Raw genomic sequence first — 26,178 nt, forward strand, 5'->3', positions numbered from 1 at the left:
GTCAAAGGCCATTGTCAGCAATCATGAGAGTGGATTGATCGAGACAAAAGAGTCCGATGTTGGATTCCCATCTGTTTTCGCATGTGCGACGATCGGGCATGCGCACCGGTATTACATTTGACGTCACTGCCGCCGACAGGATCCAGCTCGAAGCCATCGTGGCAAAGCACGGTTCGCCGCAGAAGCATGCGTGGCGGGCGAAGATCATTCTGATGAGCGATGACGGCTTGGGAACCGTGACCATTATGCAGGCTACCGGCAAATCGAAGACCTGCGTGTGGCGATGGCAGGAGCGTTTTATGGCCGAAGGCGTGGATGGCCTTTTGCGCGACAAGAGCCGCCCGCCAGGCATTGCGCCACTCGATCCCGAACTGGTCGATCAGGTGATCGCGCTGACGCTGGAAACGCCCAAGCAAGAGGCCACACACTGGACCGTTCGCGCGATGGCAAAGGCGGTGGGGATCGCGGCCTCTTCGGTCGTCAAGATATGGCACGAGCATGGTCTTGCACCGCACCGCTGGCGCAGCTTCAAACTGTCGAATGACAAGGCCTTTGCCGAGAAACTGCACGATGTCGTTGGGCTCTACGTCTCGCCGCCGGCCCATGCCATTGTTCTTTCCGTCGATGAAAAGAGCCAGATCCAGGCGCTGGACCGCACCCAGCCAGGACTTCCGTTAAAGAAGGGGCGGGGTGGCACGATGACCCATGATTACAAGCGCCACGGAACCACCACCCTGTTTGCTGCCCTCAATGTTCTCGACGGCTCGGTGATCGGCCGCAACATGCAGCGACACCGGCATCAGGAGTTCATCCGTTTCCTCAACGTGATTGAGGCGCAACTGCCGAAGGATAAGGCAGTCCACGTCATTCTCGACAACTACGCGACCCATAAGCAGCCGAAGGTCCGCGCCTGGCTGGCAAGACATCCGCGATGGACCTTCCACTTCGTTCCAACATCATGTTCATGGCTCAACGCTGTCGAGGGCTTCTTCGCCAAACTGACACGACGTAGACTGAAACACGGTGTCTTCCACTCCGTCGTCGATCTGCAGGCGGCAATCAACCGCTTCATGACTGAGCACAATCACGAACCCCGGCCATTCGTCTGGAAAGCAGACCCCGATGAGATCATTGCAGCCGTCAAACGCGGGCACCAAGCGTTGGAATCAATCCACTCTCATGATTGCTGACAATGGCCTTTGACATAAGCTGCGGCCCGCCGATCCGGATCGGCGGTCGAGGCACTTGTACGGCGGATATGAGGTGCAAGAGGCGGGACTTGAACGTCGGTCAACAATCTCTCATCCGCGGGTCGGGCCGCATGACCTGGTTTCGTTTGGGGCTGCCTCTGTCTAGGTGGCGAGCGTCGAGGCTCATAGTGGAGACGAGGGCTCCCCGGCATTGTCCCGCCTCCAGCGCCGCATATCGCGCCGAGGCTGATCCTGTGTTGTGGTCTCCTCTGCTGGCTGTCTGTCAAATAGTGGTCACGCCGTCTTTGGCGCGGATTGAACCGTGCAGGCGATCGACCAGATGAAGCCCACCATCTCGCGTGCGATGGCGACATTGACGACGTTCGCATTCTTGCCGCGCGCGCTCAGCCGACGATATCGGGTGCACAGTCGAACTTGCGCTTTCCACCCGATATCGCGAACGACTTTCGGCAGCGCCTCGATCCGGTCGACCTTGTGCCGGCCGATGCGCGCTCTCATCCGGTAAGCCCAGGCGCCTTCGACCAGCGCGCGCCGGGCATGAGTGTTGCCGGTCTTGGTGATGCCGCCGCGCCAGACGGTCTCACCACTCGATTGTTCTCCGGGGACCAGGCCAAAATAGGCCATGAGCTGGCGTGGGTTTGAGAAGCGTGTGAAGTCACCGACCTCCGCGACCAGCACCACGGCATTAATCAGCGCGATGCCGCGCATCGCCTGCAAGGCGTCAACGACCGGGCGCTGGTTCCATTCCGGGAGCAGGCTGAGTATCTGTTCCTCGACCTGCTGCAGGCGCCGTTCCGCATCCATGACAGCATCGACGTAGTCCTGAAATGCGATCTGCTGAGCGGGATGGTCGAAGGCCAATGTCGAAAGCCATCGCCGGTAAGCCTTTCGCCAGGCCGTCCCGCGCTCATGCTTGCGCCCGTGACGCAGCAGAAATCCTTGAAGATGTTGGCGCGCTCGCGTCACCACCTGTCGCACGACGCTGCGCAACCGGATCAGGTCGCGCATGGCTTCATGATCGGCGTCGGGCACCCAGACTGGGGTCAACTCTCCGGCCCGATGAAGGCGGGCGAGCATGGTGGCGTCGCGACGGTTCGTCTTCACCCGATCGCCAGGCTTCCGCGGAATCAGCGATGGCGCCACCACGTCGCACCGATGGCCGAGGCGCGTGAGTTGGCGATGAACGCCATAGCCGCACGGGCCGGCCTCATAACAAAACGCCAGTGGCTTGCCGGACCGCCTGAGACGATCGCACAGCTTGCTGATGGTATCAGCATCATTGGCAATCTCGCCGAGATATTCCACCGAGCCGGAGCGTCCGCTCTCCGCCACCGCGACTGAGATCCGTTCCTTGTGAATATCCAAACCGACAAATCTGATATGGTCCATATGGCCCGTCTCCTATGCATGAGGCTCTGCGCCGGCCAGCCGGCTTAACCCTCGTACCGTTGCATATCGGATGACGGGCCGCCCTCAGGCCCAGCAATCATAGGGACTAGCGCGTCCTCGCCATCGAGTAGCCGATAGATGTTTTTCTCAAAGGTGCTGCCTTGCCCACGGGGAACGACTAGCCCGAACGTTTTCAGGAGGCCGCGTATCTGATTTGAAAGATCGGTTGTGATGCGAACGAGCTTTGTACGTCCAGCAACCAAAGTGCGTATCAGCATGCTGTCGTAACCCTTCACCCGCACTTCCCGATAGAAACCTACCTCAGCCAGATGCGCCAAGCCGTCGGCGTCGTTCGCGTCAGTTTTATTCGGCGCCATGTCCAGCGCCGCTTTGGCGTGACGGGCGTCGATACAGATCGCCGGCACTCCTTGCCGGATCAGTCCATGATAGAACCAGACTGACAGCGGGCCGGTTTCGAACACCACCCGTTCGACATCGGCCGCACGCTTGCGGATCAACTCCGCTAGCAGCGTAGGGTCTGACGGGCACTTGCCCCGCCACACCCGTTTGCCTGCGCGCCGTATGGAAACGGCAGTCTCTTTCAAAGATGCGTCAAGCCCGATAAACTCACCCATAATTGTTCTCCCTCCGATAATCGGGCCTGGCGCCAATCGTGAGCCCGTCTCTTCAATCATATCGGGGAGCAACCACCTGTCGCCCGCTATTCATCACGTATGCAGACGAAGCGAATCACTCCGCGATTACCCCATGTACGAAAGCCTCTCATGCAGGAACCCGCGGGCCACAGTTGGTGGCCATGAGGATTTTAGTTTGCGGCTGATGTCGGCGACGGCGTGACCGCCCCCGTTAGGCGACGCGGTGGACACGGACGGACCGCTCAGCGAAGCCCCCGCACAGCCTTGTAGCCAAGAACCATGCAAAATTTGCAGAACGACTCGGGCGGCAAAGTTAAAGGCAATGGCGAATCTTCCACGCCGAGTTTGACCAACGGCGCCCTGGACAATTTGCCATTGCCTTTCAGGTCGCGGATTGGCTGCTGGTGCCAAGACCAAGTCGAGGAGGCCGCTCGTGCAAGCTCTGGGAGCGCGCAGCGCTCGCACCTATAGTCCAGAAGCGTCCCGCCGATGTGATCGGCAAACCCGTCCGCGTCATGCGCATTGCACCGGCGAGGAAGCCGACGATGTTTTTGGGGACGTCAAGAAGCCTGGGCTCCCTTTTGTACATGCCATTCACGCAGCATGCGCTTCCCTACTGTTCGCTGCGTGCTTTACGCGTTCGCTGGCCAGCAGCACGACCGGACAGTCCACGCCGGCAAGGACCGCCATAGCGGTGTCGCCGAAGAACAGCTCATCGCCCGGCCGTTGCGTCACGCCCATCACCACCATCACTATACCCTTGGCCACTTCGCGGGCGATCGCTTCGTTGGGTGCGGCGCTGGTGCGGATCGCCGTCTCGACGGATACGCCATAGCGATCTGCGAGGTCGACGATGTCCTTGAGCACGGCCTCCTCGCGCCGATGGGAAACGGATCCCGGGCGGCTGCCTTTGGTAGTCTGTGAAACATAGAGAACCTTGACGCGGGCCCGGTGCGGCCGCGCCAGCGCAAGCGCGAAATCGGCGGCGCGGCGCGAAACTTCCGTGCCGTTGACGGGAACCAGTATGGTGGTGCCGGCTTTCAGAACCGGCATCTTGCCGGTGGATCTTGTGCCGTTCAACACCAGGCATAGCGGACCGTCGAAGCCGGCGGTCATGTCGTTCAATGCGTCGGTGAACGATCCCTTGTCGGTCAGCATGGTCGCCAAGCCGACCACCAGGAGGCCAAAACCCTTGCGGGCTTCCTCGGCGATTGTCTCGGCGGTTGCCCCGAGCTCGCTGCGGGCAGTCAAATGGACTTTATCGACCGGTGCGTCCTCCGCCTTGCTCACGGCCTTAGCGCTCTTTGCCGCTCCCTTCTTGACCTCCTTTACAGCCCGGTCTGGACCCTTGGCAGGGGGAAGCCTCGACAGTTCGCCGTCCTTGAGTTGGAGAAGCGTGGTCGGCATGCCGCTGCCGCCGCCGACCAAGCCCGCGAGGTAAGCAGTGAACTTGCCGTTAGGGCTGTCGTCGACCAGTACCAACAACCGTTCCAGCTTGGGGACGAAGCCGCGCTCGTCGAGCAGCTCGCGATCGACACGCTGCCTCTCGGTGTCGTTGATTGGCAACCGGCCAAGCGCCCAGCGCAGCATCGGCGGCATGGCGAGCGTAGTGATGACGGCCATGGTGACAATCATCGTGAACAGGTTGTGAGAGAGGATGTTCATCGACAGGCCGATGCTGGCGACGATCACCTCTGTCGAGCCGCGCGCGTTCATGGCGCTGCCTACGGCGGTGGCTTCCTTCAACGACATGCCGGCCAGCCGGCCACCGAGGAAAGCGCCGCCGAACTTGCCGACGCTAGCGATCGCCACCAGCGCCAACGTCAGCAGCGCAAGCGTCGGATCAGTGAGCACGGTGAGGTCGGCGGACAGGCCGGCCATGCCGAAGAAGACCGGCATGAACAGTGCGGTGATGACGCCGCGCAACTGGCCTTCAATGTGATCGGACAGGATCGGCGATTCGCCGACCAGTATGCCGGCGACGAAGGCGCCGAGCACGGTGTGGACACCGATCAGGTTGGTGATCAGGGCCATCACGCCCATGATGATGAGGATCACGGTGATGACGGCATATTCGCTGCGGAAAGAGTCGTTGCTCCAGCGGATCAGCGCGAAGACGAGGCGCCGGCCGATGGTGAAGGAGAACACCATGAACAGTGCCACCTCGGCCACAGTGGCGATGAGCGGCAGCATCTGCAGGCTGCCATTGGTGGCGATGCCGAAGGCGACGGCGATGATCAGCCAGCCGACCGTGTCCTCGATGATCGCCGAGGAGATGATGACCTGGCCGAGATTGCGGCGCATGAAGTTCATCTCGCGAACCACCATGGCGACGATCTTGACCGACGAGATCGACAATGCCGTGCCGAGGAACAGGCCGGCAACGAGGCGCTGCTTGGGATCGGGCAACAGAGAGTCCGGCAGCAATTGCGCCAGCGCGAAGCCGCAGGCGAAGGGCACGACGACGCCGGTGATAGAGATCGAAAAACAAGCCGCACCTACCCGGCGCACGAGGCGCAGGTCGGTCTCCATACCGGTCAAGAGAAGAAGCAACAGGATGCCGAGCTGCGAGACTGCGTCGAGCATGCTCCTGTGCGCCGGCTCGGTCGAGAAGATCAGCTGCTGCGCCTCGGGCCACAGCCAGCCGAAGAGGGAAGGACCAAGCAGGATGCCGCCGATCAACTGACCCATGATTGCCGGCTGGCCGTAGCGCTGAAAGATTTCGCCGAGCCCCCGGCCGACCAAAAGCAAGAGGACAATTTCTGCAACGAAGGTGCCTTCCGCAGAGCCACCCATGCCCGACGGCTCGGCACCCGCCGCCCAACTCATGCTGTTCGGAAGAAGAAAAAGCATCATCAATGGCAGCACCTTCGTAGCCGAACGTGTCGCCGCCTGACAATTCATGAAGCCCCGCAGTGGAATGCGCCTACGCCAACAACGCATGATAGGGATTTGCGTTGCCACTGTGATCCGTGCGCGTCTCCGATGGAGAACTATGGTTGCCGCCGATAGCTTCTATGACCAGTCTCCGAAGTGGCTGTTCGCGGAACCACGCCACGTTATGTCACTCGACTGCTCCATAGCCTGCTATTATCGCATCAGGTGCGGAAAGGCGAACCATTCGCCGTGATGGTGCGCGTCGAGGATGTCGACGCACTCGATCGGCGCCAACATATTGAGCGGGCCGACGAGCTATCCCTTTGGCGAGCGCCAATATTCATGCCGTGACCTTGCTGGCCACAACTGGACCTTCTCGCAGTCAATCGCCGATGTCGCGCCCGAGGACTGGCGCGGCATGTGAGAGGTCATACCTCCATCGATTGCACACAACCGGTGAGACGAAAGACTGTCTAAGCCTAAGGTCGAAGCGCCTCCATCTCTGAAGCATAGCGAATTTGATCGTCTAGCCTTTTCGTCGGAGCCGTTAACCACCGAAATCATTCTTCATCATTGCCAGAGAACCGCCGCGACCGTGACACCTCGCAACTCACCGGTGTTGAGAAAAAACGCCGTCGCTGTCAGGCCGCAGACGGGAAACCTTGCGCACGCCAGGCGCTGATGCCGCCGCCCATATGTGTATTGTGCGCCTGTCCTGCCGCCATGGCGATGGCTATCGCTTGCGATGAGCGGCCGCCGGCGTGGCAATAAAACACGACTGGTTTGCCGGATGGAATCCGGTCCATTTCGTCACGAAGCCTGCCTAATGGAATATGGACGGCACCGGCTATATGCCCAGATGCCCACTCGCCGTCTTCCCTGACATCGACAAGCGTGACAGCGTCACCCATCTGGCGCACTTGCGTCGGTGTCAGTGTCTTGGCTGCCGAGCTCGCTCCAAATCCAAACATTGCACTTCTCCTGTTTTTCCGGAGGCAGCATGCTGTGCGCCGCCTTTGAGGCCTATGAGATTGTCGATCGCAACTGTTTCTCGTCAGCGACAAAAGGCCGAGTGAAGCGCTTCGACTACAGTGAGCACTTCCGGCCGGGTGATGCGGTAGTAGGCAGTCGTGCCATCGCGGCGCGACTCGACTAGGCCGTCAGCACGCAACCGCATCAGTTGCTGTGACATCGGCACTTGGTCGATGCCCAACAACTCGCGCAGTTCCGCGACAGAGCGCTCGTCCTTCCCCAACGCGCAGAGGACCAGAAGCCGTTGGGGATGGGATAGGCTCCTAAGCAGGTCCGCTGCCTTTCCCGAAGCCGGGATCATCTCTCTTACATTCATATTCTTGAATTTAAAATATTTGAATGTTAATTGCAAGCCAATCGGCAGGCCGCCAAACGGCTTGTTCGAGTAACCTGACAGCTAGGCCGCGGGCTTGGGTTGATCTGGCTCAATTCCCAAGCCGGGGAGCGCGATTGCCGGCATCGGCGCGCTGGTCGGCACGGCGGTGTAAGCGGCGGCCAAGCCCGGCGGCTCAATCGATCATTATCTCCTAGAAGGCCGCGAGCGGATCCAGGCCGTTCGGCGACATTGAAGCTAGGTCAGTCGTTATCCGGGCAGCAACGGATACATGCCCGACGCTGCTGGTGCTGCGGGCTATCCGGCGATTTTCCGGGTGCTGTGCACATGAGTGGGACAGCGGCCGGATTCTGACCTGGATCGAAGCAAAGATAGTCAGGCAGATTGTCTTTTTCCCGCATTAGAGGTGAGGATTTCGCCTCGTGCAATCATTAGGTGGTGCCGCTGATGATGCATCCCCTGAGCCATCAGCCCGAAGAAGCCAAGGCCGTGCAACTTGGCCACATCCTTCGCCGGCGGCGACGCGGTCAGGGATCCACCCCCCTCGATATCCGAAGCCTCGTAACGCCAACCGTTGACGCCGTTCATCGTCGCCGCATGGGCTTTCACCATCCGAAGCACTGAATCTTGAACGGCCCCCACTCCCGCACGGAAGGTTGCGCTTATTAGCCGCCGCCGTCGACACCACCACCGATGCCGCCCGCTTGGCTAAAGACAACCGTGCCGTCGCGTTTGCGAACTTCTACCGCCACGACGCCGTCACTGCTGTCGAGCAGCGAACGTCGCCTGGGCATGCTCCCTGGCGTCCTTTTCGGCATCGAACGGCGCCTTTTCAACCACGCCTTGCCTACCGTACCAAATCACTGTGTAGACCATCGTTACGGCGCTCCCGGTCGCCGAGCGCGAAACTATGCGCCATGTTGCTGGTTGGCTCCATAGCGGGCCGCTGATCCGTAACCCAGTCGAGACATCGAAATCGGGATGCTTAGAGAGGGCCGGCGCCGAGGGTGGGAGCTGGGCCCAGCGCCGGCCACGCGGACAATCAGGTCCGCCGCCAGTCCTAAATGACCGATTCTTCTACGCGTCGTTATGGTGTTATCGCGGAAGCGCACACATATCCCGGCGCGCTATGGACGGGCGGACTATTTGGCCTTCCGCTTGGCCGGAGCTTTCTTCGGCGGCGCTGCTTTCCGCCCGAGCCCAATCGACTTCGCCAACGCGGAACGTTGTGCGGCATAGTTCGGCGCTACCATTGGATAGTCGCCCGGCAAGTTCCATTTTGCGCGATATTGATCAGGCGTCATGCCGAGCTGGGCCAGGTGGCGCTTCAGCGATTTGAACTTTTTGCCATCGTCCAGGCAGACGATGAAATCAGGCGTCACCGACCGCTTAGGATTGACCGCTGGCGTAAGCGGCTCGGCTGGCGGTGGCGTGTCTTTGCCGACTGAGGAAAGGGACGCGTGAACCGACGAGATCAGATCCGCCAAGTTTGAGACTGGCACCGAATTGTTGCTCACGAAGGCCGAGACAATATCGGCGGTGAGTTCGATCAGCTCGATGGCGTTCTGGTCTGCGGTGGCTGGCATTTGTTCGTTGCTTCCTGATTGATGTTGCGTCCTATGTATTTTGTGCGCTGCAGCGACGCAACCCGCTATCAGATACGCCGGCGCTGAGGAGGATGCCGAATTGTGGAGACCGGCTTGTGCTTGCGCAACGATCGTGCTTTGTGGAAAAACACTTAGGGGGAAGTTACGAAGACAACAATTTTCGCAGCCGTAGCAATTCTAGTTTTCACATTTTCGAACAACTCGTTTGCACACGGCGGCGGCACCGATGCCAACGGGTGCCATAAGAATCACAAGACTGGCGAATATCACTGCCACTGACATGCTGAAGACTTGGCTTTCAACGCCGAGCGGCACGGTTCGGCTGGTCTGCATTTGCGTAGCGGTCATGTCGCTGCTGGCGGTGGCGCCGTGGCCGTACGGCTATTATCAACTTCTTCGTGTGGTCGTCTGCGCGGCCGGGATCTACTGCGGAGCCATGGTCTGGAAATCAGGGCCCGAGAATCGTAACCTTGCTTGGGCACTTTTCGGAGCCGCGGCGATCTTCAACCCATTCCTACCAGTTCATCTGCCGCGCGAACTGTGGGCAGTGTTCAATGTCGGAGCGGCGGCCCTATTCGGTTTTGTCGCATATCGCCAGCGCGGATAGATGGTCAGGTCTCATTCCCGAAACTAGACGATTTCTAACTGCTCGCCACGATTTTCCAGTTTGTAGCATTGCAGACCAACAGAGCCCAGGCCCCCGCGATTGCCGGCAAGATGGCTGTTCCGGCAGCACCGCCAGCTCTCGGCACAACGTTCGAAGCCGCAGACGTCAGGGTCTGCGCCTGTTCGCTGTTGAAGAATAGTTCATGCCCTGGGAAGGACGCCGTAGACGGAAGAGTCGCGACACAACCGCTGCGAATTACTCATCCTCTTCGGACTTCCGTGAGGCGCGCTCTTCCAAGGCCTCGGGCGTTTCGGGCTCGCGTCGCCGTGGATGCGGCCCTGCCTCTAGCCCAGTCGAATAAATCTGCGTCAGCACAGAGGCGGCCGCACTTGCTCGATAGGACGTGCACCCTACCAGTTCACGTCCTCCCAGGCTTGCAGGTCTGTTGGTGAAGCGATCCCATACGGTCCACTGCAAGTTGGCCTCTTTCTGGCAAATGAAACGAGACTCGGAATTGTCCGTTTTGCTGATAAGGGGGTCGGGTATTTCTTCATCCACTATATCACCCAAGGAAAATGGCAACGAATGTGGGATGAAATAGTGTAATTGCAAAATCATCGCCTTGACCGGGATCAAAGGATTTTTTGCGTCATTTTCTTGCCAACATTTCAAGGAGACCCAGAGCAGACGCCTTGCGGGCCTCCTGTAGCAAATTCGGGTTGCCTGTTGCCACTCGGTTACAGCGTCGATCAAGGATTTGAAGTACTGGTGTCCTCAGCGCTGAGTTTTCTGGAGTTCTGGCGGGGGCCAACCTGGAAAGCCGCGTAGTACGAGGAAAAAGCCCGTCGACTTTGGTCGGCGGGTTTTCCTGTTCGGCATGGGACCGTATCGCTCTGGCAGATCGCGCCAGGGCGTACCCAATCGCAGCACCCAGAATATATCGTTCAGCACGTGGCGGTCGTCTACGCGCGGCACTCCTCGCGGCTTGTTGGGCAACAGCGACTCGATGGCGCACAATTCGAAATCGGTCAGCTTGATATCGCCTCATGCAGGGTCTGAATCAGACTTCGGTCGAATATGGAAGCCGCCGGTCGGCGACGACCCTTCACGGACGTCGCAAGTTCCTCACAAAGCGAGCCATGAAGGAGGGGTGCTTTCAAATAACCACCACCAAGTTTTTGACACAAACGCGAGCGGAGGTGGCGCCTCTCGGCGCGGTTGCCATGCGATGAGAACCTGTCGTTGCAAGCATCGTCCTGCCGCGTTTTCTCAAGGATTTTGCCGGACGCCATCCGAAGGCTCGGATGAGCATTTTCCCCAGTGCCTCACCGAGGATCGCCGAGTTGACCGCTGGGCGGCAGATCGACGTTGGTCTCATCCAGGCGCCGGTGGTCGACATTGCGATCACCTGCGATCTGATCTTTGAGGCCGAGTGTGTCTGCGTGGCGCCGCTCGACCATGCCTTTGCCAACGAAGAAGTCATTAGCCCATTACAATTTGCGGAGCAGGCATTCATCGCCCTGGGACGAGACGATCGTACCAGGCAGGATATTGATCGCGCGCTCGTTGATGTGGGCATTTCCATCGACTGCCGTTTTGAAACCCCTTTCGCCGACACAGCCTGCGCGCTCGTCACACAAGGTCTGGGCGTTTCAATCGTTGATCCGTTTTCTGCAGCCCGGTGGGAAGGCCAACTCACCATCCGACCGTTCGCTCCTCGACTTCCCTGTCACATCTACATGACCCGCAACCGCACGCAGGTGTCGTCGATGCTGCAGCAGGTTTTCGAACGGGAGTTCCGAACGGCGCTTGAAGATAACCGAAGTGGCAATGTGAGGCTGTTTTAGCTTAGGCGGGGCGTCGCCTGAACAGTAGCTTGCGCCAAGCTACGCGGTTCAGCGGTCGGCACTCGCAAAGTCTTCCGGCCTCGGTCGCAAGGTAGTTGCGACAACGCCAGCGAAGAAGGCCTCAAAAAAGGGCGGAAGGCCAAGGCCTGACGGCAGGTTTTCATCTCCGTCTCGTTGGGCAACCGCAGTCACGCCATGTCGGGCACGTCGCCGCCGACGAAGAGGGTTTGTGGGCTCCCCATATTCGCCAAGCGAGGCGTGGCGTCGCGTAACCACGCAATGACGCCGGCATGCTTCCCGGCTAGGACCTTTGCGATCCTTATTGCCCGGTCCTCGGTCTGCTGCTCTGCAGGCCCAAAGTCAGGCTGGAGGTCGCCGGTCTCAGCCCCGGCAGCGACGCGGCGCCGAGCCTATGGCTCGCTACAGGGCCAATCTTCAGGCCTCGTCAAGCCAGAGGGCAACTCGGTCCGGGCGTCTCCGCAAGCCATGTTGAGCTGCCACTGGGATAGACCCGTCGAATTGGAAAGATCGAGGCCCTCGATACGGGTCAGAAAGAAAAAAGCGCGGTCAAAGTCTATCGGTGCGGTGAACGTCGCTCCTCGGAAGTCCGCCCGCGCGAGATTGGCAAACGAAAAGCGGCTGCCGCTGATATCGGCGTCATTGAACTGCGCTCGCCCCAATTCCGCCTTTGTGAAATCAACATTGGTCAGATTGGCGTCCTGGAAATTCGAGCGCTGCACTTCCGCGCTCGTAAACACAGCGCCCTGCGCGTCCATATGGCTGAAGTCGGTCCTGTAGGCCTCGATTTTGTCGAACCGGGCGCCTTTGGCGGTCGAGTCGGCCAGGGAAGCACGCACAAGCGTTGCCTTCTCAAAATTTGCCGCAAGGAGATTGCTGTTCCTGAGGTCGGTCGAAGTGAAATCAACACCGCTCAGGTTCGCCCCGCTCAGGTCCTGTCCTTTTAGGATGAGAAGCTTTTTGTCACAGTCCTGCCAATTGACGCCAGGCGTCGCGGCTGCGTCGCAATTTTGAGCCGCAGTGGCTTTCTGCCAAGCAAATACAATGCAAACCGCTAGAACCAAGCCGGATGTGCCGTAAGCTCTGGTTCGTCTCAAAGTCATTGTTGCTGGACCTCTGCTACTCGCCGAAAATCAACCTTACCACATCTGCTGACGCTCGAAAGCGACGGCATTTTGCCCGCCAATCCCGCCTAGTCCCACAGCCAAATGAAAAGCCCGCCACCGTGAGGCAGCGGGCCAAATTGGGTCGACTGTCGGACCTTATTGAATGCAAGAGCCCGGCGGATAGTGCTCAGAAATCCGCGACAAGGTGCGGATCGAGGAGATCACGCCGAAGGCGAAGAAGCGCTGATGAAAATGGCCGGCGCCCAGTGGGGTGGGCTTGGGATGACGCCGGCCAAGCGGACATCAGGTCCGCCGCAGAAGACGCATCCAAAAGGCGAGCGCCATAAAAAACAGAACGCCAGAGCGATAAGCAGGAGCCTCATCGTCCTAATTTAGCACACCCTGAAACAATGGCCGCGCTTGAGTTCCTTACGGATTCGTAAGTGGCCGTTTCTGGCAGCGCCAGCTAACCATCCATAGGCAGCGAACGGCACATTTGCAGCCCGGTGGGCCTCCACCTGCCGAAACAAAAGGCCCGCTGCCCGCTCACCAGTAGGCAGCGGGCTTTACTAGCCGCCACCGTAAGCGGCAAGCGACAACGCAGCTATTCGGCTGATCCATTGTCGGTGAAGGGCGAGGCGCTCGGCACGCACTGTACCGACCAGCCGGCGGGTGTCGGCTGCTTCTGATATTCGGTGATCGCGGCGGTGCACTGTTCGCGCTTGTCGAAGGTGCTGGGCAGCACCACCATGCCGCCCTGCGGGCCGGCGATTACCAGATACCAGACCAGAACTGCGGTAGCAGCCATGTGAACTCCTTTGCGCTACTCAGTAGAAAACGTGAAGGCCTATGAACGCGCCTCGGGTGGCGGAAGAAAGGCCGCGCCGCACGATATCGACGCGTCCGCCACAAGATTCGCGATGTTGCACGTTACGTGCGGGAGGCAAGGTCGAAAATGAGCCGCGCGGTGCCCCTAACGATTTTCCACTCCCGCACAGAAGGTTGCGCTTATTAGCCGCCGCCGTCGACACCACCACCGCTGCCGCCCGCTTGGCTAAAGACAACCGTGCCGTCGTGTTTGCGAACTTCTACCGCCACGACGCCGTCATCCTGCTGTCGAGCAGCGAACGTCGCCTGGGCATGCTCCCTGGCGTCCTTTTCGGCATCGAACGGCGCCTTTTCAACCACGCCTTGCCTACCGTACCAAATCACTGTGTAGACCATCGTTACGGCGCTCCCGGTCGCCGAGCGCGAAACTATGCGCCATGTCGCTGGTTGGCTCCATAGTGGGCCGCTGATCCGTAACCCAGTCGAGACATCGAAATCGGGAGTAATCCTGCTATTTGAGTGGCACCGTCACATCTATGCTGAATTCGTCCCCGACCGCCCAGGTCTGCGGGATTAGCGCGCTCCACAAGTTGGTGCCGCCGTGGTGGTTCATGTTTATGGTCGTGCCACTGTCAGCCACAAAGCAAGCCCCGGCCAGTGTATGAAGTGCCTGAATCCAACCCCTGAACTGTTCCGACGGCGCGACCGTTAGCCGATACCCCGGCAGGGCGGCCGGGAAGGAAGTTGGCGGGTGTGGATCCGCAGTGGTGCAAGCTTGATCGCAGCGCTAATCTGGGGTTTCGTGTCGGAAGAGGGATACCGCCAATACAGTGCTGCCACTGAATTCGTTTGCTAACTCGACTCTTCTGCAAGTTATAGGGCGGTTTGCAGTCTTAAATCGTGTCCCCGCAACCAGTTTCGTCATAATACCCTAACCGCGCCGGTCTAACCGGGGCGGTTTTTTGCGTTTCGAGGTTTGAGAATGTCCGGATTGCGCCCACGGGGTACCCATCTGGCCAGAGCAGCGGTGGCTACGATTTCGGGCGACGGTTTTCTGCGGTGGGTTTCGGCGGTGCGCGACCCGCAGCCCTGCGCTCGTCTACGATATGCCGAAGGTTGTCGATGCCATCTTCGGTGAGGACGACGATAGGTTCGCTCAATTCGGATGCGGGATAGTCGTCGTAGGCGCTCAGGCAACCGTCTTCCGAGAACATCTCGATCGAGCAATCGCGCAAAAAGTCTTCGTCCTCTTCGAGCATCTCAGCCACATATTTGAGGGTGTAAAGAGCTGAGTTGCGATATCCCATCTGACGGCCTCAAGATCCGATTTGCATGTGAGCTCAATAATGAAAGGCCCGATCAGGCAGATGCTGCGACCGTCAAAGAGCTTCAATTCCAGGGAAGCTAATCCTTGAGCCGTGTGATGGCGTGTTCGCGATGCATGAGAGAACATCGGCCTGCCGGGCCTGCGGATCGACGTCGGTGAGCTTTGCGAGGTGGTGATCAGCGTCGCCATGAAGGCGGCCCGCTTCGGCGCTCATGGCGTCGGCCGCGTAAACAGAGCGCGAAACAGCTCCTCCGAGCGTCTAAGACCCTCATCCGTCAACACCAAGGATTTTGCCTTGTTGACCGGGTCGGCGATCAGTCCTTTCCGGTGAAGTCGATCCGTCACGTCCCAGTCAAAGCCCTTCCAGGCGCACCGTTCATCGTGCGGCGTTGACCTGCCACTGAGAATTTCCTCCATCTGAGATTAGAGTCCGGCCCTTGATCGAAGGACGGACTGATGAAGAGAAAGCGGTTCACGGAAGAGCAGATCATTGCGGTTCTGCGCGAGCACGAGGCGGGAGCGAAGGCGGGCGATTTGGCTCGCAAGCACGGGGTCTCGGAGGCGACGCTGTATAATTGGAAGGCGAAGTATGGCGGGATGGACGTGTCCGACGCCAAGCGGCTGAAGGCGCTGGAAGACGAGAACGCCAAGCTGAAGAAGCTGCTCGCCGATCAGATGCTGGAAGCCTCGGCGCTGCGCGAGCTTCTGTCAAAAAAATGGTAGGGCCCGCCGTTAAGCGCGAAGCCGTCGCGCATCTGCAGGCCGTCATGGGCTTGTCGGAGCGTCGGGCCTGTTCCTTCGTCGGCGCCGATCGCAGGATGATCCGCTACCAGTCCCGGCGTCCGCCCGAGACGGAGCTGCGTGGCAGGTTGCGCGACCTCGCCAACGAGCGCCGACGCTTTGGCTACAGGCGGCTGTTCATCCTGCTCAGGCGCGAGGGCGAGGCATCTGGGGTCAACCGCATCTATCGTCTCTACCGCGAGGAAGGCCTGACGGTGCGCAAGCGCCGGGCAAGGCGGCGAGCGGTCGGCACGCGGGCGCCGATCCTGGTCGAGGCAAAGCCAAACGCGCGCTGGTCGCTGGATTTCGTGCATGACCAGTTCGCCTGCGGCCGCAGGTTCCGCGTGCTCAACATCGTCGACGACGTGACGCGCGAATGCCTGGCCGCGATCCCGGACACCTCGATCTCCGGCCGTCGGGTTGCCCGTGAACTGACGGAACTGATCACCCACCGCGGCAAGCCGGGCATGATCGTCTCCGACCACGGCACCGAGTTTACCTCGAACGCCATCCTCGCCTGGTCGAAGGATTGCAGGATCGAATGGCACTACATCGCGCCGGGCAAGCCGATGCAGAACGGTTACGTCGAGAGTTTCAACGGCCGGATGCGCGACGAGCTGTTGAACGAGAGCCTCTTCTTCGGTCTCGACCACGCCCGAAGCGCCATCGCCGAATGGAGGGAGGACTTCAACACCGCCAGGCCACATTCCTCGCTCGGCTACCAGACCCCGGCAGCCTATGCCGAGGTCATCACCGCAACCGGCTCCGACGCTGTGCTGATGGAAGGCTCCGCGCCTCCGCCGGTTGCTCAACCCGCGCCACAAGGCGTAACAAAAACGGTCGAGGCTCTAATCGCAGCTGGATGACAGTTCAGTGGCAGGTCAGCGTCAGCCAAAGCAGCGCCAGGACTGCATCATCGATCTTGGCAGCAGTCATTATTTTACGTCGCGAAGACTGGCCACTCCCGCTCCGCGCCATTCCCGGGCGTTATCGAGGCGCCGGTCGCCTACAGCAGATATGAAACTGCTCGCGCGAGGCACAGAAAGGCAACGATCGGAGCCTCAATCTGACGGTTTGCGGTGAATCAAAGCCCGGTCCATCCATTGGGTTAAAAACGCTTGCGGCCATCTGGCCGCTGTTGGGACAGAGGCGAATCCGATGAAACTCATGACATGTCTCTTGCTGACTACATATCCCGAGGCGAATACGGTGAAGATCGCTTCGAATGCAGCGGCGCTCGCCAGGCAATTGGGGGCAGCGCTTCACGCTATCGCCGTGAATGTCGATATTCCCGACGTTTCGAACGCGCTATCGAGCTACCTGCTGGATCTCCCAAGCAAGATCCGGGAGGTCGAGGCGACCAGCCGCAAGTATGGCAAGACCTTGCTCGAGGCAGTGGCTAAGGAGGCCTCACAGGGCGGCGTAACCTTAAGCACGCAGGAGATAACGGCGCCCCCGGCGTTGATGGGCGATACAGCGGCCGAGCACTCTCGCTATTTCGATATCTGTCTGGTCGGCTGGGCACCGGACAACCCCTCAGCGCGGGTGACTGCCGAGGCGCTGGTATTCGGCTCAGGACGGCCGACGCTGCTCCTTCCCGACTACGATGACGTTGGCGTTGTTGGTCATGTTGTCATCGCCTGGGATGGCAGTCGGGTGGCGGCAAGGGCCGTCGCAGATGCGAGGCCGTTTCTGGAACTCGCCTCCAAGGTTACTGTTGTCACGGTGACCGACGAAAAGCCGCTTCCCGGAAAAGACATCGGCGAACGCCTCGCGCGAGGCCTGATTATGCGCGGATTGACGGTCGAAACCGCTTTGATCCAGGCTGGATCTCGTTCGATTGCTGCCGCTCTCCAGGAGCACGCCCTAAAGATCGGTGGCAAGCTGCTGGTCATGGGAGGATATGGTCATTCGCGGGTCAGGGACTTCGTGCTCGGCGGCGCAACTGAAGGGGTTCTCGCGGATCTGCGGCTTCCTATCCTCCTGTCGCACTGAAATAGCGTCTTGTGAGAGCTGGCGATGACATTGGCTGACAGTCCGTCCGAAAGAGTTGACATGCCCCAGCCTATCGCGACGGCCGATGCGTTTCCCGGCCTTTCAGAGGCCGAGGCGCAAGCCAGGCTTGCCGCCGAAGGCTACAACGAACTGCCGAGGTCCAACCAACGCACGCCCTTGCGGATTGCCTTCGAGGTCATTCGCGAGCCGATGCTGGCGCTCCTGCTTGGCGGCGGCGTTGTCTATCTCATTCTGGGCAATCTGGAGGAAGCGCTGATCCTGCTGGCCTTTGCCACGATGTCGATCGGCATAACCATCATACAGGAGACACGCACCGAGCGTGTCCTGGAGGCGCTGCGTGATCTCACCAGCCCTCGCGCCCTGGTCATACGCGGTGGTGAACGCAAGCGCATTGCCGGTCGCGAGGTTGTCCGGGGGGATCTCGTCGTACTCGGCGAGGGTGACCGGGTGCCGGCCGATGCCAGGCTTGTCCAGAGCCAGGATCTGCAGAGCGACGAATCCCTGCTGACCGGCGAATCCGTACCGGTCCGAAAGATTGCTGCCGACGGCGCCCCGCCACTGAGCGAATGCCGACCAGGCGGTGACGACCTTCCTTTCATATTCTCGGGTTCGCTGATCGTTCGCGGTTCAGGCATGGGCGAAGTCCTGGCGACGGGGCGACGAAGTGAAATCGGCAAGATAGGGCACTCGCTGAGTTCAATGGAGACAGAACCGCCGCGATTGCAGGCACAGATGCGGCGCGTTGTACGCATTTTCGCAATGGTCGGCGGCGCGGTCAGCGTCGTCGCCGTCTTGCTTTATGGGCTTCTGCGGGGCGGATGGCTTGACGCCGTGCTCGCAGGCATCGCGCTCGGCATGTCCATGCTGCCGGAAGAGTTTCCCGTCGTGCTCACGATCTTCATGGCCATGGGTGCGTGGCGCATATCACAGGCGCGCGTCCTGACCCGCAGGGCCGCGGCGATCGAAACCCTTGGTTCGGCGACGATCCTTTGCACCGACAAGACAGGAACTCTCACCGAGAACCGGATGACGATTGCCGAACTTCGGACGGCGGATGGAAAGTCGTTTCGGATGGCGGACAACCCGGGCACCGATCTGCCGGCGGCATTCGCCGATCTGACCGAGATCGGAGCGCTTGCCAGTGCCGAGATTCCTTTCGACCCCATGGAGATCGCATTTCACAAGCTCGCCAAGGAACGGCTGTCCAAACGCAAGATACTGGAGGATCCGGATTGGGAACTGGTCCGCGCCTATCCGCTTCGACCCGGTCTGCTGGCGATGTCGAATGTCTGGCAATCGACACGTGGCGATGGCAATTCGCTGGTTGCGGCAAAAGGCGCGCCAGAGGCGATCGGGGCGCTGTGCCATCTGAACGCAAAGGAATTCAAGGCCCTGAAGGGCTCGGTCGAGGCCATGGCGGCCGAGGGGCTGCGCGTGCTCGGCGTGGCCCGTGTATCCCGTCGCGGCGGCGCCTTGCCGGAGACGCAACACGATTTCAAATTTGAGTTCCTCGGACTTGTCGGCCTGACCGATCCACTGCGCGCAAGTGTCCCAGATGCCGTAAGCGACGCGCGTTCAGCTGGAATCAGGGTGATGATGATCACCGGCGACTACCCGGCAACCGCCAAGGTGATCGCACGCCAGGCCGGCCTCGATGCCGAGAGGATCGTGACCGGCAGTGAGATGCAGGCGCTCAATGACGAGGAGCTGGCTTTGCGTGTGAAAACCGCGACAGTGTTCGCGCGCATCATGCCCGAACAGAAGCTTCGCATCGTCAGCGCGTTGAAGTCGAATGGTGAAATCGTTGCCATGACTGGCGACGGGGTCAACGACGCCCCATCGCTCAAGGCAGCCAATATCGGCATTGCCATGGGAGGTCGTGGCACAGACGTAGCGCGCGAAGCGTCGGCGATTGTTCTGCTCGACGACGATTTCGGTTCGATCGTCAAAGCCGTTCGGCTTGGCCGCCGCATCTTCGACAATCTGCGCAAGGCCATGGGGTTCATCTTCGCGGTCCACGTTCCGATAGCAGGTCTCTCGCTGTTGCCCCTACTGTTTGGCCTGCCAATCCTGTTCGGGCCAATACATATCGCCTTTCTGGAGATGGTGATCGATCCGGTGTGCTCGCTGGTCTTCGAGGCTGAAACCGAAGAAGACGATGTGATGCGCCGTCCGCCTCGCAACCCGGATGCGCCCTTGTTCTCCGGCGCCTTGATCGGGTGGGGGCTTGTTCAGGGGACGCTCGCCTTCGCATTTCTCGCGGGCATCTATCTTGTCGCCCTGAAGCAGGGCATGGCTGAGAACGAAATCCGAGCCCTGATATTTTTCTCGCTGGTGCTGACAATCGTCGGGCTGATTTTTGCCAATCGCTCCTTCAGCGCATCACTGTTGACCGCGATTACCAGGCCCAATCGATCGCTCATGATTGTTGTCGTGGTCGTCGCTTCGATGCTGAGCGGGACACTCCTGTGGCCGTTCGCCACCGATCTCTTCCGCTTCGGACCGCTGCATCTCAACGACCTGGCAGTGACGATTGCGTCGGGGTTTGCCGTGTTGGCATGCCTGGAGTTGCTGAAGCCACTCTGGCGGAAGCAACTGAAGGGCTAGAAGCAGATTCTATGAGCCGAGACACGACCAGTCGTCGGCTGGAGAAGAGTTGGTTGTGAACAAAGGTTGGAAAAGTGAAGGACGCCCCAAGACGAACCTTTTCGGCGTTGACACAATGAACGCCGACAATCCACGAACTCGCGGATGACGGCGTTGGGCAGTCCATCCTTTGCAATGTCGCCGGAGCTGCGGAGCGGGCAGGGCTGCTGACGACGAAAACACACGCCGTTCGCCTTTTGTGCTTCGAAAGTCGCATAAATGGCAGAGTGGAACGCGGAGCTGGAGCGTCGATGGCGAGTGCTGGGCAAAATGATGCCATAGGCAGCTGATTCCTTAGGCCTGCCGTGCATGGACAAGCAGGGCAACAATGCAAGCATGGTCGTATTCGAGGAGCGGTCGGGTCGATCAATTCCTACGAAAAATCCGCTCGAAGCGTACAGAACGTCGTCGCCGGCACCGACGCTAGCCGTCCAGCGCTCTGCCAAGCGCTTCACGCGAGGTCTGAGACAGCCTTGTCGCGATAACGGTTTCTCATGGGCCCATGCGATGTACTTATTTGCTGTCGCGCCCTAGCCAAATTACCGTTTTGCACCGGCCAAGGCTCACTCAGACGAAGTCGAGGCCGTGGTTCCAATCAATGGGAGTGGCGGAAATGAGATATCCCTTAACAGGTCGTGTGCTGACTTTGTCGCTGTTGGCGCTGACGCCGCTTTGTTCGAATGCAGCGCGAGCGCAAGACACGCTTTCGGTCATGAGTTTCGGTGGCGCTTATCAGGAAGCGCAGCGCAAAGCCGTGTTCGAAACCTATACCGCCGAGACCGGGGTCAAGATCGACGAGCAGGAATATGGCGGCGAGATCGCCAAGATCAAGGCGATGATCGAATCCGGCAACACCACCATAGATGTCGTCGATGTCGATGCGCCGACGTTGCTGCAAGGATGCGACGAGGGCATTTTCGAAAAAATCGACTGGGCGAAGGTCGGACCGCAGGACGATTGGATCAAGGGCACGACCTCGGAATGCGGCGTCGGCACGATCGTCTATGCGACGACCCTTGCCTATGACGGCGCCAAGCTGGCCGATGGTCCGAAGACGATCAAGGACTTATTCGACACCAAGAAATTCCCCGGAAAGCGCGGCCTCTGGAAGAACCCCGCAACCAACCTGGAATTCGCGTTGCTCGCCGATGGCGTTGCGCCTGACCAGGTCTACGAAACGCTGTCGACCCCGGCGGGAGTGGATCGTGCCTTCGCCAAGCTCGACACGATCAAGGACAGCATTGTGTGGTGGGAAGCGGGCGCCCAGGCACCGCAGTTGCTCGCTTCGGGCGAGGTAACGATGACGACCGCGTGGAACGGCCGCATCTACAACGCCAACAAGGAAGGCAAGGATTTTCGGATCGTCTGGGACAACCAGATCCTTGACTCCAATTACTGGGTAATCCCCAAGGGCGCTAAGAATGCCGAGGGATCGCTTGCCTTTATCAAATACGCGGTCGAGCCCAAGGTACTCGCGGGGATCACCAAATACATTCCCTACGGCCCTGTACGGAAATCGGCGGCCGAGTTCGTGGCGCCGGAGGATGCCAAGAATCTACCGACCAGCCCGCAGAATCTAACGGTTTCGCTAACCCTCGACAATGGCTTCTGGGCTGACAATGGGGACGAAATACGCAAGCGGTTCACGACCTGGCTCGCGCAGTAGTCAGGACTTCGGAGGAGAGCATCGATGAATTTTGCCCAGCGAATGTCACTTGCGACGGACAACCCAGTCGATGCCCTCGTTCGGTTCGAGGACGTGAAGAAATCCTACGACGGCATCAACTTCGTCGTGAAGGACCTCAATCTCGACGTCTTTCGTGGCGAGTTCCTGACCATGCTGGGGCCTTCGGGCTCCGGCAAAACCACGACGCTCATGATGCTCGGCGGTTTCGAACAGCCGACGCTCGGCCATATCCTGCTCGACGGCAAGCCTGTCGAGCGGTTGCCGCCCGAGAAACGCAACATCGGCTTTGTGTTCCAGAACTACGCACTGTTTCCACATATGACTGTGGCGGAGAATGTTGCGTTTCCGCTGCGCTATCGTGGCATCACCGGCGCGGCCGCGAAGGAAAAGGTTCGCCAGGCGCTCGGCCGCGTCAGTCTCGACGCGCTGGGCGATCGTCGCCCGGCGCAGCTTTCCGGCGGCCAGCAGCAGCGTGTCGCATTGGCCCGCACTCTCGTGTTCGAGCCCTCGCTGGTGCTGATGGACGAGCCCCTCGGGGCGCTCGACAAGCAATTGCGCGAACGCATGCAGATCGAAATCAAGCAACTCCAGACCTCGCTCGGCATCACCATGGTCTACGTCACCCATGACCAGTCCGAAGCGTTGACCATGTCGGACCGCATCGCTGTCTTCCACGATGGCCGTATCCAGCAGCTTGCGGATCCGAAAACGCTGTACGACGAGCCGTCCAATCGTTTCGTTGCCTCCTTCATCGGCGAGAACAACACGATGCCATGCACCTTGCTTGGACGGGAAGGAGGCGTGGCCATCGCGCGCATGGCCGACGGCACGACGTTGAAGGCCGCCGGCGCCAATGTGTCGGGCACGGGCGCGAACATAAGTGTATCCGTGCGGCCGGAGAACATTTCGCTGGCCGGCAAGGGTGTCCGTGCCGGTCTCAACCGTTTCTCGGGCAAGGCGCGCGACGTCTTCTTCCTCGGCGACCATATGCGGCTGTCGGTCGAGGCGTTTGGCGGCCAGCTCGTCACCGCGCGTATCCCGGCGCGGCAGGCGCGGCATTTTGCGTTGGGCGAGGATGTCGTCCTCGAATGCGGCATTTCCGAATGCCGTCTGCTGGAGGCATGACGCCATGACCGTAGCGGAGATAGACCGCGTCAACATCTTCATGGCCGTACGTCGGGCAGAGAGACCCGCTCGACGGGCCGCGCTTTCGCTGGCTCTGCCGCTGATCGTCTTCCTGGTGGTCGCCTTCGTCGCTCCAATCCTTTACCTGCTGGTCACGGCGGTGGGCAATCCGGAGACACGCGAGGTGCTGCCGCGCACATTGGAGGCCCTCCAAAGCTGGGATGGCGCTTCAACACCGGACGAACCTGTCTACGCCGCGCTCGCCGCCGACTTGAAGGTCGCCAAGGACAACAGCACGGCCGCCTTGCTCGGCAAGCGTCTCAACTACGAGATTTCCGGCATGCGCAGCCGCGTGCTGGCGGCAGCACGGATGGTCGAGAAACTGGATACCGGTCCGTACAAGGAGAAGTTTCTCGCGTTGAACCAGGATTGGGGCTCGCCTGAAACCTGGGCGATCATCAAGCGCAACGGTGGTTCTCTCACGCCTTACTATATGCTGACCGCGCTCGACCTCAAGCAAGCCCCGAACGGATCGGTCGAGCGCGTCCAGGGCGACCAGGCGATCTTCCTCGACGTGTTGGGGCGGACGCTTTTCGTAGCCGGGTTGGTGACGCTGTTTACCCTTATCCTGGGCTATCCCGTCGCCTATGTGCTGACCATCGCGCCCAAGGCGATTGCGGGCATCATGATGCTGATGGTGCTTCTGCCGCTATGGACGTCGCTGCTGGTGCGCACCACAGCATGGGTCGTGCTGCTGCAGTCCGACGGCATCATCAACGACGTGCTGATGGCCTTGCATCTGACAGGCGAGAGGGTTCAGCTCATCTTCACGCGCGTCGGCACGGTCATCGCAATGACGCACATCCAGTTGCCCTTCACCATCCTTCCGATCTACAGCGTCATGCGCTCGATCCCGACCACGCAGCTCAGGGCGGCTCGCTCGCTCGGGGCGCCGCCATCCTCCGCCTTCTGGCGGATCTATGCGCCGCAGACGCTGCCTGGCGTCGTTGCCGGGTGCCTGATGACCTTCATCCTGTCGCTCGGCTACTATATCACGCCGGCACTGGTTGGCGGGCCGCGCGACCAGATGGTGTCCAACTTCATCTCGACCTACATCAACCGCGATCTCAACTGGGGCCTGGCTGCAGGCCTGGGTGTGGTCCTGCTTGTCGTGACACTTGCCATCTACCTGTTGTTCCTGCGCCTCGTTGGCGCCGACAAGATCAAGCTCGGGTGACGCCATGTGGTTGCCTTCCTATGCGACTCCCTCTGAACGGATAATGCGCACGCTGGTGGTGGCGTTCGCCGTCTCGGTGCTCTTGTTCCTGATCGCGCCACTGTTCATCATCGTGCCGTTGTCCTTCTCCAAGGATCCGTTCTTCACCTTGCCCGTGCGGGAGTATTCCCTGCGCTGGTATGCGGATTTCTTTGGCAACGCGCGCTGGATGAACGCCATCGTCAACAGCGCCGTTGCGGCGGTGATGACCACGATCCTGGCCACCACGCTCGGCACGTTGGCGGCACTCGGCATCTCGCGTCCCGATTTCCCAGCGCGCCGCCTGATCATGGCATTGCTGATCTCGCCGATGATCGTGCCGATCGTCATCGTGGCTGTCGGCAGCTATCTCTTCTTCGGCCAGTTCGGCCTGACGAACACGCGCACCGGCCTCGTCCTGGCGCATACCGCACTGGCGACGCCTTTCGTGGTCATCACGGTGACGGCGACCCTATCCACCTATGAAACCAATCTCACCCGGGCGGCATTGAGCCTCGGCGCGCCGCCGTCGGCGGCGTTCTTTCGCGTCACGCTGCCGAACATCCTGCCGGGGGTCATTTCCGGCGCGATCTTCGCCTTCGCCACCTCGTTCGACGAGGTGGTCGTCGCACTGTTCATGACGGCGGCCGAGCAGCGCACTCTTCCAGTGCAGATGTTTTCCGGCATCCGCGACCAGATCAATCCGACCATCATGGCCGCTGCGACGCTGCTGCTTGCGCTGTCGATCATCCTGTTCGCGATGCTGGCGCTGCTGACCCGGCGAAGGGTGAAATAACCGGCTGGCCACCACGTTTGTCCGGCTGGAATTCGAAGGCCGTTCTCAATCGACCTTGGCAGCACCTTCGCCGGCGACGAACATATCAGCAAATCGAGCGGCAAAACTCTGCGCCACAGCGGACCGCTTGCGGTCGGGGCTGACATAGATGCCGACCACGACATCTGCGAGCCGAGGCAGATGGGCCGACGGTTGGATGATCCTGAGTTTCGCTGGAACGATCCGGCGCGCCAGTACCGTCACCCCGAAGTCGGCGCCCACAGCCGCCTCCAGGCCGGCAAGACTTGGGCTTGTGTAGACGATCTCGAAATTGCGACCGTCGCGCTGTAGCGCAGTCAGCATGTTGCGACGGTAGAGGCACCCCTCGGGATAACAGACAATGCGCAGTTCGCTTTGTCTTGCAGCATCCTCCGGCAGATCTGGCATCTGCGCTCCGCAGACCCAGGCCAGCGTCTCCTTCCAGGTCATGAACGCGCCTTCGGAAGGCCCGTCCGGGGTCATTGCCACGACAATATCGAAGAGGCCATTGCGCAGGCCCTGCAGCAAATTGTGCGACAGATCGCAGACGACGTCGAAGGTAAGGTCGCCGCCATCGCGCGCCAGACTGGCCATCAGCTTGGGCAGGAAGTGATCGGCGTAGTCATTTGGGATGCCGAGCCGCAGGCGACCCTTGCTGTCGCGCTTCGAGAGCTTCAGCATCATGTCATCGTTCAGCGCCAGGATCTGGCGCGCGTAGCCGGCAACAAGTTCACCCTGTTCCGTGATCTGTGCGCCGCCTTCCTTAGCGAAGAGCGAGACGCCGAGCAATTCTTGAAGCCGCTTCATCTGCAGGCTGATCGCCGGCTGCGTGCGACCGAGCTTTTCTCCCGCCCGCGTATAGCCGCGCAGGTCGATCACGGTGACGAAGGCGCGGAGAAGGTCGGTCGGGATGCTGCGCATGGGTTAGCTCCACATTCGCCGATTAGATCACGGCGCTCCAAACAAACGCAAGCGAGCCTCCCTTTCCAGGAAGGCCCGCCAGGGATAGCGCTATT

Annotated in this window: 26 protein-coding genes and 3 pseudogenes; 13 read left to right on the plus strand and 16 right to left on the minus strand. The window is 60.2% G+C overall.

Features of this window, described 5'->3' with window-relative positions; genetic code table 11:
- Nucleotides 1-98 precede the first annotated feature (98 nt).
- Nucleotides 99-1,190: an IS630 family transposase gene (locus tag HGP13_RS10560; protein WP_172234664.1), complete on the plus strand. Its 1,092-nt coding sequence runs from the start codon at nt 99-101 to the stop codon at nt 1,188-1,190.
- A gap of 294 nt (nt 1,191-1,484) precedes the next feature.
- On the opposite strand, the gene HGP13_RS10565 is transcribed toward HGP13_RS10560, so the two are convergent.
- From HGP13_RS10565 to HGP13_RS10575, 3 genes and pseudogenes are all read right to left on the minus strand, one after another.
- Nucleotides 1,485-2,600 carry an IS110 family transposase gene (locus HGP13_RS10565; RefSeq protein WP_172224936.1) on the minus strand — a complete coding sequence of 372 codons (1,116 nt, stop codon included), beginning with the start codon at nt 2,598-2,600 and terminating at the stop codon, nt 1,485-1,487.
- Nucleotides 2,601-2,716: 116 nt separating this feature from the next.
- Nucleotides 2,717-3,235, minus strand: a pseudogene (locus HGP13_RS10570) (transposase); the annotation flags it as partial.
- Between the two features lie 615 nt (nt 3,236-3,850).
- Nucleotides 3,851-6,112, minus strand: a complete 2,262-nt coding sequence (locus tag HGP13_RS10575) for a cation:proton antiporter (protein ID WP_246707327.1) — start codon at nt 6,110-6,112, stop codon at nt 3,851-3,853.
- Nucleotides 6,113-6,401: 289 nt separating this feature from the next.
- Between HGP13_RS10575 and HGP13_RS10580 the strand changes: the two genes are divergently transcribed.
- Entirely contained in the window at nt 6,402-6,557 is a 156-nt protein-coding gene (locus HGP13_RS10580; protein WP_246707328.1) for a hypothetical protein, read from the plus strand.
- A 217-nt stretch (nt 6,558-6,774) separates the two neighbouring features.
- On the opposite strand, the gene HGP13_RS10585 is transcribed toward HGP13_RS10580, so the two are convergent.
- The 5 genes from HGP13_RS10585 to HGP13_RS10600 all read right to left on the minus strand — a co-directional run bounded on the left by HGP13_RS10585 (nt 6,775) and on the right by HGP13_RS10600 (nt 9,085).
- The gene (locus HGP13_RS10585) at nt 6,775-7,104 is read right to left on the minus strand and encodes a rhodanese-like domain-containing protein (RefSeq protein ID WP_172224939.1); all 330 of its coding nucleotides are present in this window, start codon (nt 7,102-7,104) and stop codon (nt 6,775-6,777) included.
- 83 nt (nt 7,105-7,187) lie between these two features.
- Nucleotides 7,188-7,481, minus strand: coding sequence for a metalloregulator ArsR/SmtB family transcription factor (locus HGP13_RS10590; protein WP_172234666.1), 294 nt, complete (start codon nt 7,479-7,481; stop codon nt 7,188-7,190).
- Nucleotides 7,482-7,874: 393 nt separating this feature from the next.
- On the minus strand, nt 7,875-8,111 hold the full coding sequence (locus tag HGP13_RS10595) for a hypothetical protein (RefSeq protein ID WP_172224941.1): 237 nt from the start codon (nt 8,109-8,111) through the stop codon (nt 7,875-7,877).
- A 53-nt stretch (nt 8,112-8,164) separates the two neighbouring features.
- Nucleotides 8,165-8,293 (minus strand): hypothetical protein, encoded by a 129-nt coding sequence (locus HGP13_RS38530; RefSeq protein ID WP_281410990.1) that lies wholly within the window; start codon nt 8,291-8,293, stop codon nt 8,165-8,167.
- A 348-nt stretch (nt 8,294-8,641) separates the two neighbouring features.
- Entirely contained in the window at nt 8,642-9,085 is a 444-nt protein-coding gene (locus HGP13_RS10600; protein ID WP_172224943.1) for a MucR family transcriptional regulator, read from the minus strand.
- Nucleotides 9,086-9,280: 195 nt separating this feature from the next.
- Here HGP13_RS10600 and HGP13_RS38725 point away from each other — a divergent pair, with 195 nt between their 5' ends.
- Complete coding sequence (locus HGP13_RS38725) at nt 9,281-9,385, plus strand: YHYH domain-containing protein (RefSeq protein ID WP_348647142.1); 105 nt, start codon at nt 9,281-9,283, stop codon at nt 9,383-9,385.
- A 1-nt stretch (nt 9,386) separates the two neighbouring features.
- Nucleotides 9,387-9,713 (plus strand): DUF6804 family protein, encoded by a 327-nt coding sequence (locus HGP13_RS10610; protein ID WP_172224945.1) that lies wholly within the window; start codon nt 9,387-9,389, stop codon nt 9,711-9,713.
- An 879-nt stretch (nt 9,714-10,592) separates the two neighbouring features.
- Here the strand turns inward: HGP13_RS10610 and HGP13_RS10615 are convergent.
- Nucleotides 10,593-10,751 (minus strand): annotated as a pseudogene (locus HGP13_RS10615) (transposase); the annotation flags it as partial.
- 212 nt (nt 10,752-10,963) lie between these two features.
- Here HGP13_RS10615 and HGP13_RS10620 point away from each other — a divergent pair.
- The gene (locus HGP13_RS10620) at nt 10,964-11,560 is read left to right on the plus strand and encodes a LysR substrate-binding domain-containing protein (RefSeq protein ID WP_172234668.1); all 597 of its coding nucleotides are present in this window, start codon (nt 10,964-10,966) and stop codon (nt 11,558-11,560) included.
- Nucleotides 11,561-11,970: 410 nt separating this feature from the next.
- Here HGP13_RS10620 and HGP13_RS10625 read toward each other — a convergent pair whose 3' ends face one another.
- From HGP13_RS10625 to HGP13_RS10650, 6 genes are all read right to left on the minus strand, one after another.
- A complete protein-coding gene (locus tag HGP13_RS10625; RefSeq protein WP_172224947.1) occupies nt 11,971-12,681 on the minus strand; it encodes a pentapeptide repeat-containing protein in 711 nt (236 codons plus the stop codon).
- A 607-nt stretch (nt 12,682-13,288) separates the two neighbouring features.
- Nucleotides 13,289-13,492 carry a hypothetical protein gene (locus HGP13_RS10630; protein ID WP_172224949.1) on the minus strand — a complete coding sequence of 68 codons (204 nt, stop codon included), beginning with the start codon at nt 13,490-13,492 and terminating at the stop codon, nt 13,289-13,291.
- 203 nt (nt 13,493-13,695) lie between these two features.
- On the minus strand, nt 13,696-13,908 hold the full coding sequence (locus HGP13_RS10635; RefSeq protein ID WP_172224951.1) for a hypothetical protein: 213 nt from the start codon (nt 13,906-13,908) through the stop codon (nt 13,696-13,698).
- A gap of 635 nt (nt 13,909-14,543) precedes the next feature.
- Nucleotides 14,544-14,819 carry a hypothetical protein gene (locus HGP13_RS10640; RefSeq protein ID WP_172224953.1) on the minus strand — a complete coding sequence of 92 codons (276 nt, stop codon included), beginning with the start codon at nt 14,817-14,819 and terminating at the stop codon, nt 14,544-14,546.
- Between the two features lie 72 nt (nt 14,820-14,891).
- Entirely contained in the window at nt 14,892-15,053 is a 162-nt protein-coding gene (locus tag HGP13_RS10645; RefSeq protein ID WP_172224955.1) for a hypothetical protein, read from the minus strand.
- Nucleotides 15,050-15,256, minus strand: a complete 207-nt coding sequence (locus HGP13_RS10650) for a DUF6429 family protein (protein ID WP_172224958.1) — start codon at nt 15,254-15,256, stop codon at nt 15,050-15,052. Before HGP13_RS10650 ends, HGP13_RS10645 begins: the two co-directional genes overlap by 4 nt.
- A 39-nt stretch (nt 15,257-15,295) precedes the next feature.
- Here HGP13_RS10650 and HGP13_RS37780 point away from each other — a divergent pair.
- From HGP13_RS37780 to HGP13_RS10685, 8 genes and pseudogenes are all read left to right on the plus strand, one after another.
- Nucleotides 15,296-15,448 (plus strand): annotated as a pseudogene (locus HGP13_RS37780) (transposase); the annotation flags it as partial.
- Nucleotides 15,415-16,485 carry an IS3 family transposase gene (locus tag HGP13_RS10655; RefSeq protein ID WP_245268851.1) on the plus strand — a complete coding sequence of 357 codons (1,071 nt, stop codon included), beginning with the start codon at nt 15,415-15,417 and terminating at the stop codon, nt 16,483-16,485. The pseudogene HGP13_RS37780 and the gene HGP13_RS10655, both read left to right, overlap by 34 nt.
- Nucleotides 16,486-16,777: 292 nt before the next feature.
- Nucleotides 16,778-17,614, plus strand: coding sequence for a universal stress protein (locus HGP13_RS10660; RefSeq protein ID WP_172224964.1), 837 nt, complete (start codon nt 16,778-16,780; stop codon nt 17,612-17,614).
- Between the two features lie 60 nt (nt 17,615-17,674).
- Entirely contained in the window at nt 17,675-20,242 is a 2,568-nt protein-coding gene (locus HGP13_RS10665; RefSeq protein ID WP_172224967.1) for a cation-translocating P-type ATPase, read from the plus strand.
- A 652-nt stretch (nt 20,243-20,894) separates the two neighbouring features.
- Nucleotides 20,895-21,947: an ABC transporter substrate-binding protein gene (locus HGP13_RS10670; RefSeq protein WP_172224970.1), complete on the plus strand. Its 1,053-nt coding sequence runs from the start codon at nt 20,895-20,897 to the stop codon at nt 21,945-21,947.
- Nucleotides 21,948-21,971: 24 nt separating this feature from the next.
- On the plus strand, nt 21,972-23,093 hold the full coding sequence (locus HGP13_RS10675) for an ABC transporter ATP-binding protein (protein WP_232375810.1): 1,122 nt from the start codon (nt 21,972-21,974) through the stop codon (nt 23,091-23,093).
- A gap of 4 nt (nt 23,094-23,097) precedes the next feature.
- Nucleotides 23,098-24,330, plus strand: coding sequence for an ABC transporter permease (locus HGP13_RS10680; protein ID WP_172224973.1), 1,233 nt, complete (start codon nt 23,098-23,100; stop codon nt 24,328-24,330).
- Between the two features lie 43 nt (nt 24,331-24,373).
- Complete coding sequence (locus HGP13_RS10685; RefSeq protein ID WP_246707329.1) at nt 24,374-25,144, plus strand: ABC transporter permease; 771 nt, start codon at nt 24,374-24,376, stop codon at nt 25,142-25,144.
- A gap of 45 nt (nt 25,145-25,189) precedes the next feature.
- Here HGP13_RS10685 and HGP13_RS10690 read toward each other — a convergent pair whose 3' ends face one another.
- Nucleotides 25,190-26,083 (minus strand): LysR family transcriptional regulator, encoded by an 894-nt coding sequence (locus HGP13_RS10690; RefSeq protein WP_172224979.1) that lies wholly within the window; start codon nt 26,081-26,083, stop codon nt 25,190-25,192.
- Nucleotides 26,084-26,178 lie beyond the last annotated feature (95 nt).

This window comes from Mesorhizobium sp. NZP2077 (assembly GCF_013170805.1).
GTDB lineage: Bacteria > Pseudomonadota > Alphaproteobacteria > Rhizobiales > Rhizobiaceae > Mesorhizobium.

What these genes read in the sequence shown, in the direction of transcription:
- HGP13_RS10560 (WP_172234664.1), top strand. Translation starts at nt 99, where the DNA reads ATGCGCACCGGTATTACATTTGACGTCACTGCCGCCGACAGGATCCAG.
- HGP13_RS10565 (WP_172224936.1), bottom strand. Translation starts at nt 2,600, where the DNA reads ATGGACCATATCAGATTTGTCGGTTTGGATATTCACAAGGAACGGATC.
- HGP13_RS10575 (WP_246707327.1), bottom strand. Translation starts at nt 6,112, where the DNA reads ATGATGCTTTTTCTTCTTCCGAACAGCATGAGTTGGGCGGCGGGTGCC.
- HGP13_RS10580 (WP_246707328.1), top strand. Translation starts at nt 6,402, where the DNA reads ATGTCGACGCACTCGATCGGCGCCAACATATTGAGCGGGCCGACGAGC.
- HGP13_RS10585 (WP_172224939.1), bottom strand. Translation starts at nt 7,104, where the DNA reads ATGTTTGGATTTGGAGCGAGCTCGGCAGCCAAGACACTGACACCGACG.
- HGP13_RS10590 (WP_172234666.1), bottom strand. Translation starts at nt 7,481, where the DNA reads ATGAATGTAAGAGAGATGATCCCGGCTTCGGGAAAGGCAGCGGACCTG.
- HGP13_RS10595 (WP_172224941.1), bottom strand. Translation starts at nt 8,111, where the DNA reads ATGGTGAAAGCCCATGCGGCGACGATGAACGGCGTCAACGGTTGGCGT.
- HGP13_RS38530 (WP_281410990.1), bottom strand. Translation starts at nt 8,293, where the DNA reads ATGCCCAGGCGACGTTCGCTGCTCGACAGCAGTGACGGCGTCGTGGCG.
- HGP13_RS10600 (WP_172224943.1), bottom strand. Translation starts at nt 9,085, where the DNA reads ATGCCAGCCACCGCAGACCAGAACGCCATCGAGCTGATCGAACTCACC.
- HGP13_RS10610 (WP_172224945.1), top strand. Translation starts at nt 9,387, where the DNA reads ATGCTGAAGACTTGGCTTTCAACGCCGAGCGGCACGGTTCGGCTGGTC.
- HGP13_RS10625 (WP_172224947.1), bottom strand. Translation starts at nt 12,681, where the DNA reads ATGACTTTGAGACGAACCAGAGCTTACGGCACATCCGGCTTGGTTCTA.
- HGP13_RS10630 (WP_172224949.1), bottom strand. Translation starts at nt 13,492, where the DNA reads ATGGCTGCTACCGCAGTTCTGGTCTGGTATCTGGTAATCGCCGGCCCG.
- HGP13_RS10635 (WP_172224951.1), bottom strand. Translation starts at nt 13,908, where the DNA reads ATGGTCTACACAGTGATTTGGTACGGTAGGCAAGGCGTGGTTGAAAAG.
- HGP13_RS10640 (WP_172224953.1), bottom strand. Translation starts at nt 14,819, where the DNA reads ATGGGATATCGCAACTCAGCTCTTTACACCCTCAAATATGTGGCTGAG.
- HGP13_RS10645 (WP_172224955.1), bottom strand. Translation starts at nt 15,053, where the DNA reads ATGAGCGCCGAAGCGGGCCGCCTTCATGGCGACGCTGATCACCACCTC.
- HGP13_RS10650 (WP_172224958.1), bottom strand. Translation starts at nt 15,256, where the DNA reads ATGGAGGAAATTCTCAGTGGCAGGTCAACGCCGCACGATGAACGGTGC.
- HGP13_RS10660 (WP_172224964.1), top strand. Translation starts at nt 16,778, where the DNA reads ATGAAACTCATGACATGTCTCTTGCTGACTACATATCCCGAGGCGAAT.
- HGP13_RS10665 (WP_172224967.1), top strand. Translation starts at nt 17,675, where the DNA reads ATGCCCCAGCCTATCGCGACGGCCGATGCGTTTCCCGGCCTTTCAGAG.
- HGP13_RS10670 (WP_172224970.1), top strand. Translation starts at nt 20,895, where the DNA reads ATGAGATATCCCTTAACAGGTCGTGTGCTGACTTTGTCGCTGTTGGCG.
- HGP13_RS10675 (WP_232375810.1), top strand. Translation starts at nt 21,972, where the DNA reads ATGAATTTTGCCCAGCGAATGTCACTTGCGACGGACAACCCAGTCGAT.
- HGP13_RS10680 (WP_172224973.1), top strand. Translation starts at nt 23,098, where the DNA reads ATGACCGTAGCGGAGATAGACCGCGTCAACATCTTCATGGCCGTACGT.
- HGP13_RS10685 (WP_246707329.1), top strand. Translation starts at nt 24,374, where the DNA reads ATGCGCACGCTGGTGGTGGCGTTCGCCGTCTCGGTGCTCTTGTTCCTG.
- HGP13_RS10690 (WP_172224979.1), bottom strand. Translation starts at nt 26,083, where the DNA reads ATGCGCAGCATCCCGACCGACCTTCTCCGCGCCTTCGTCACCGTGATC.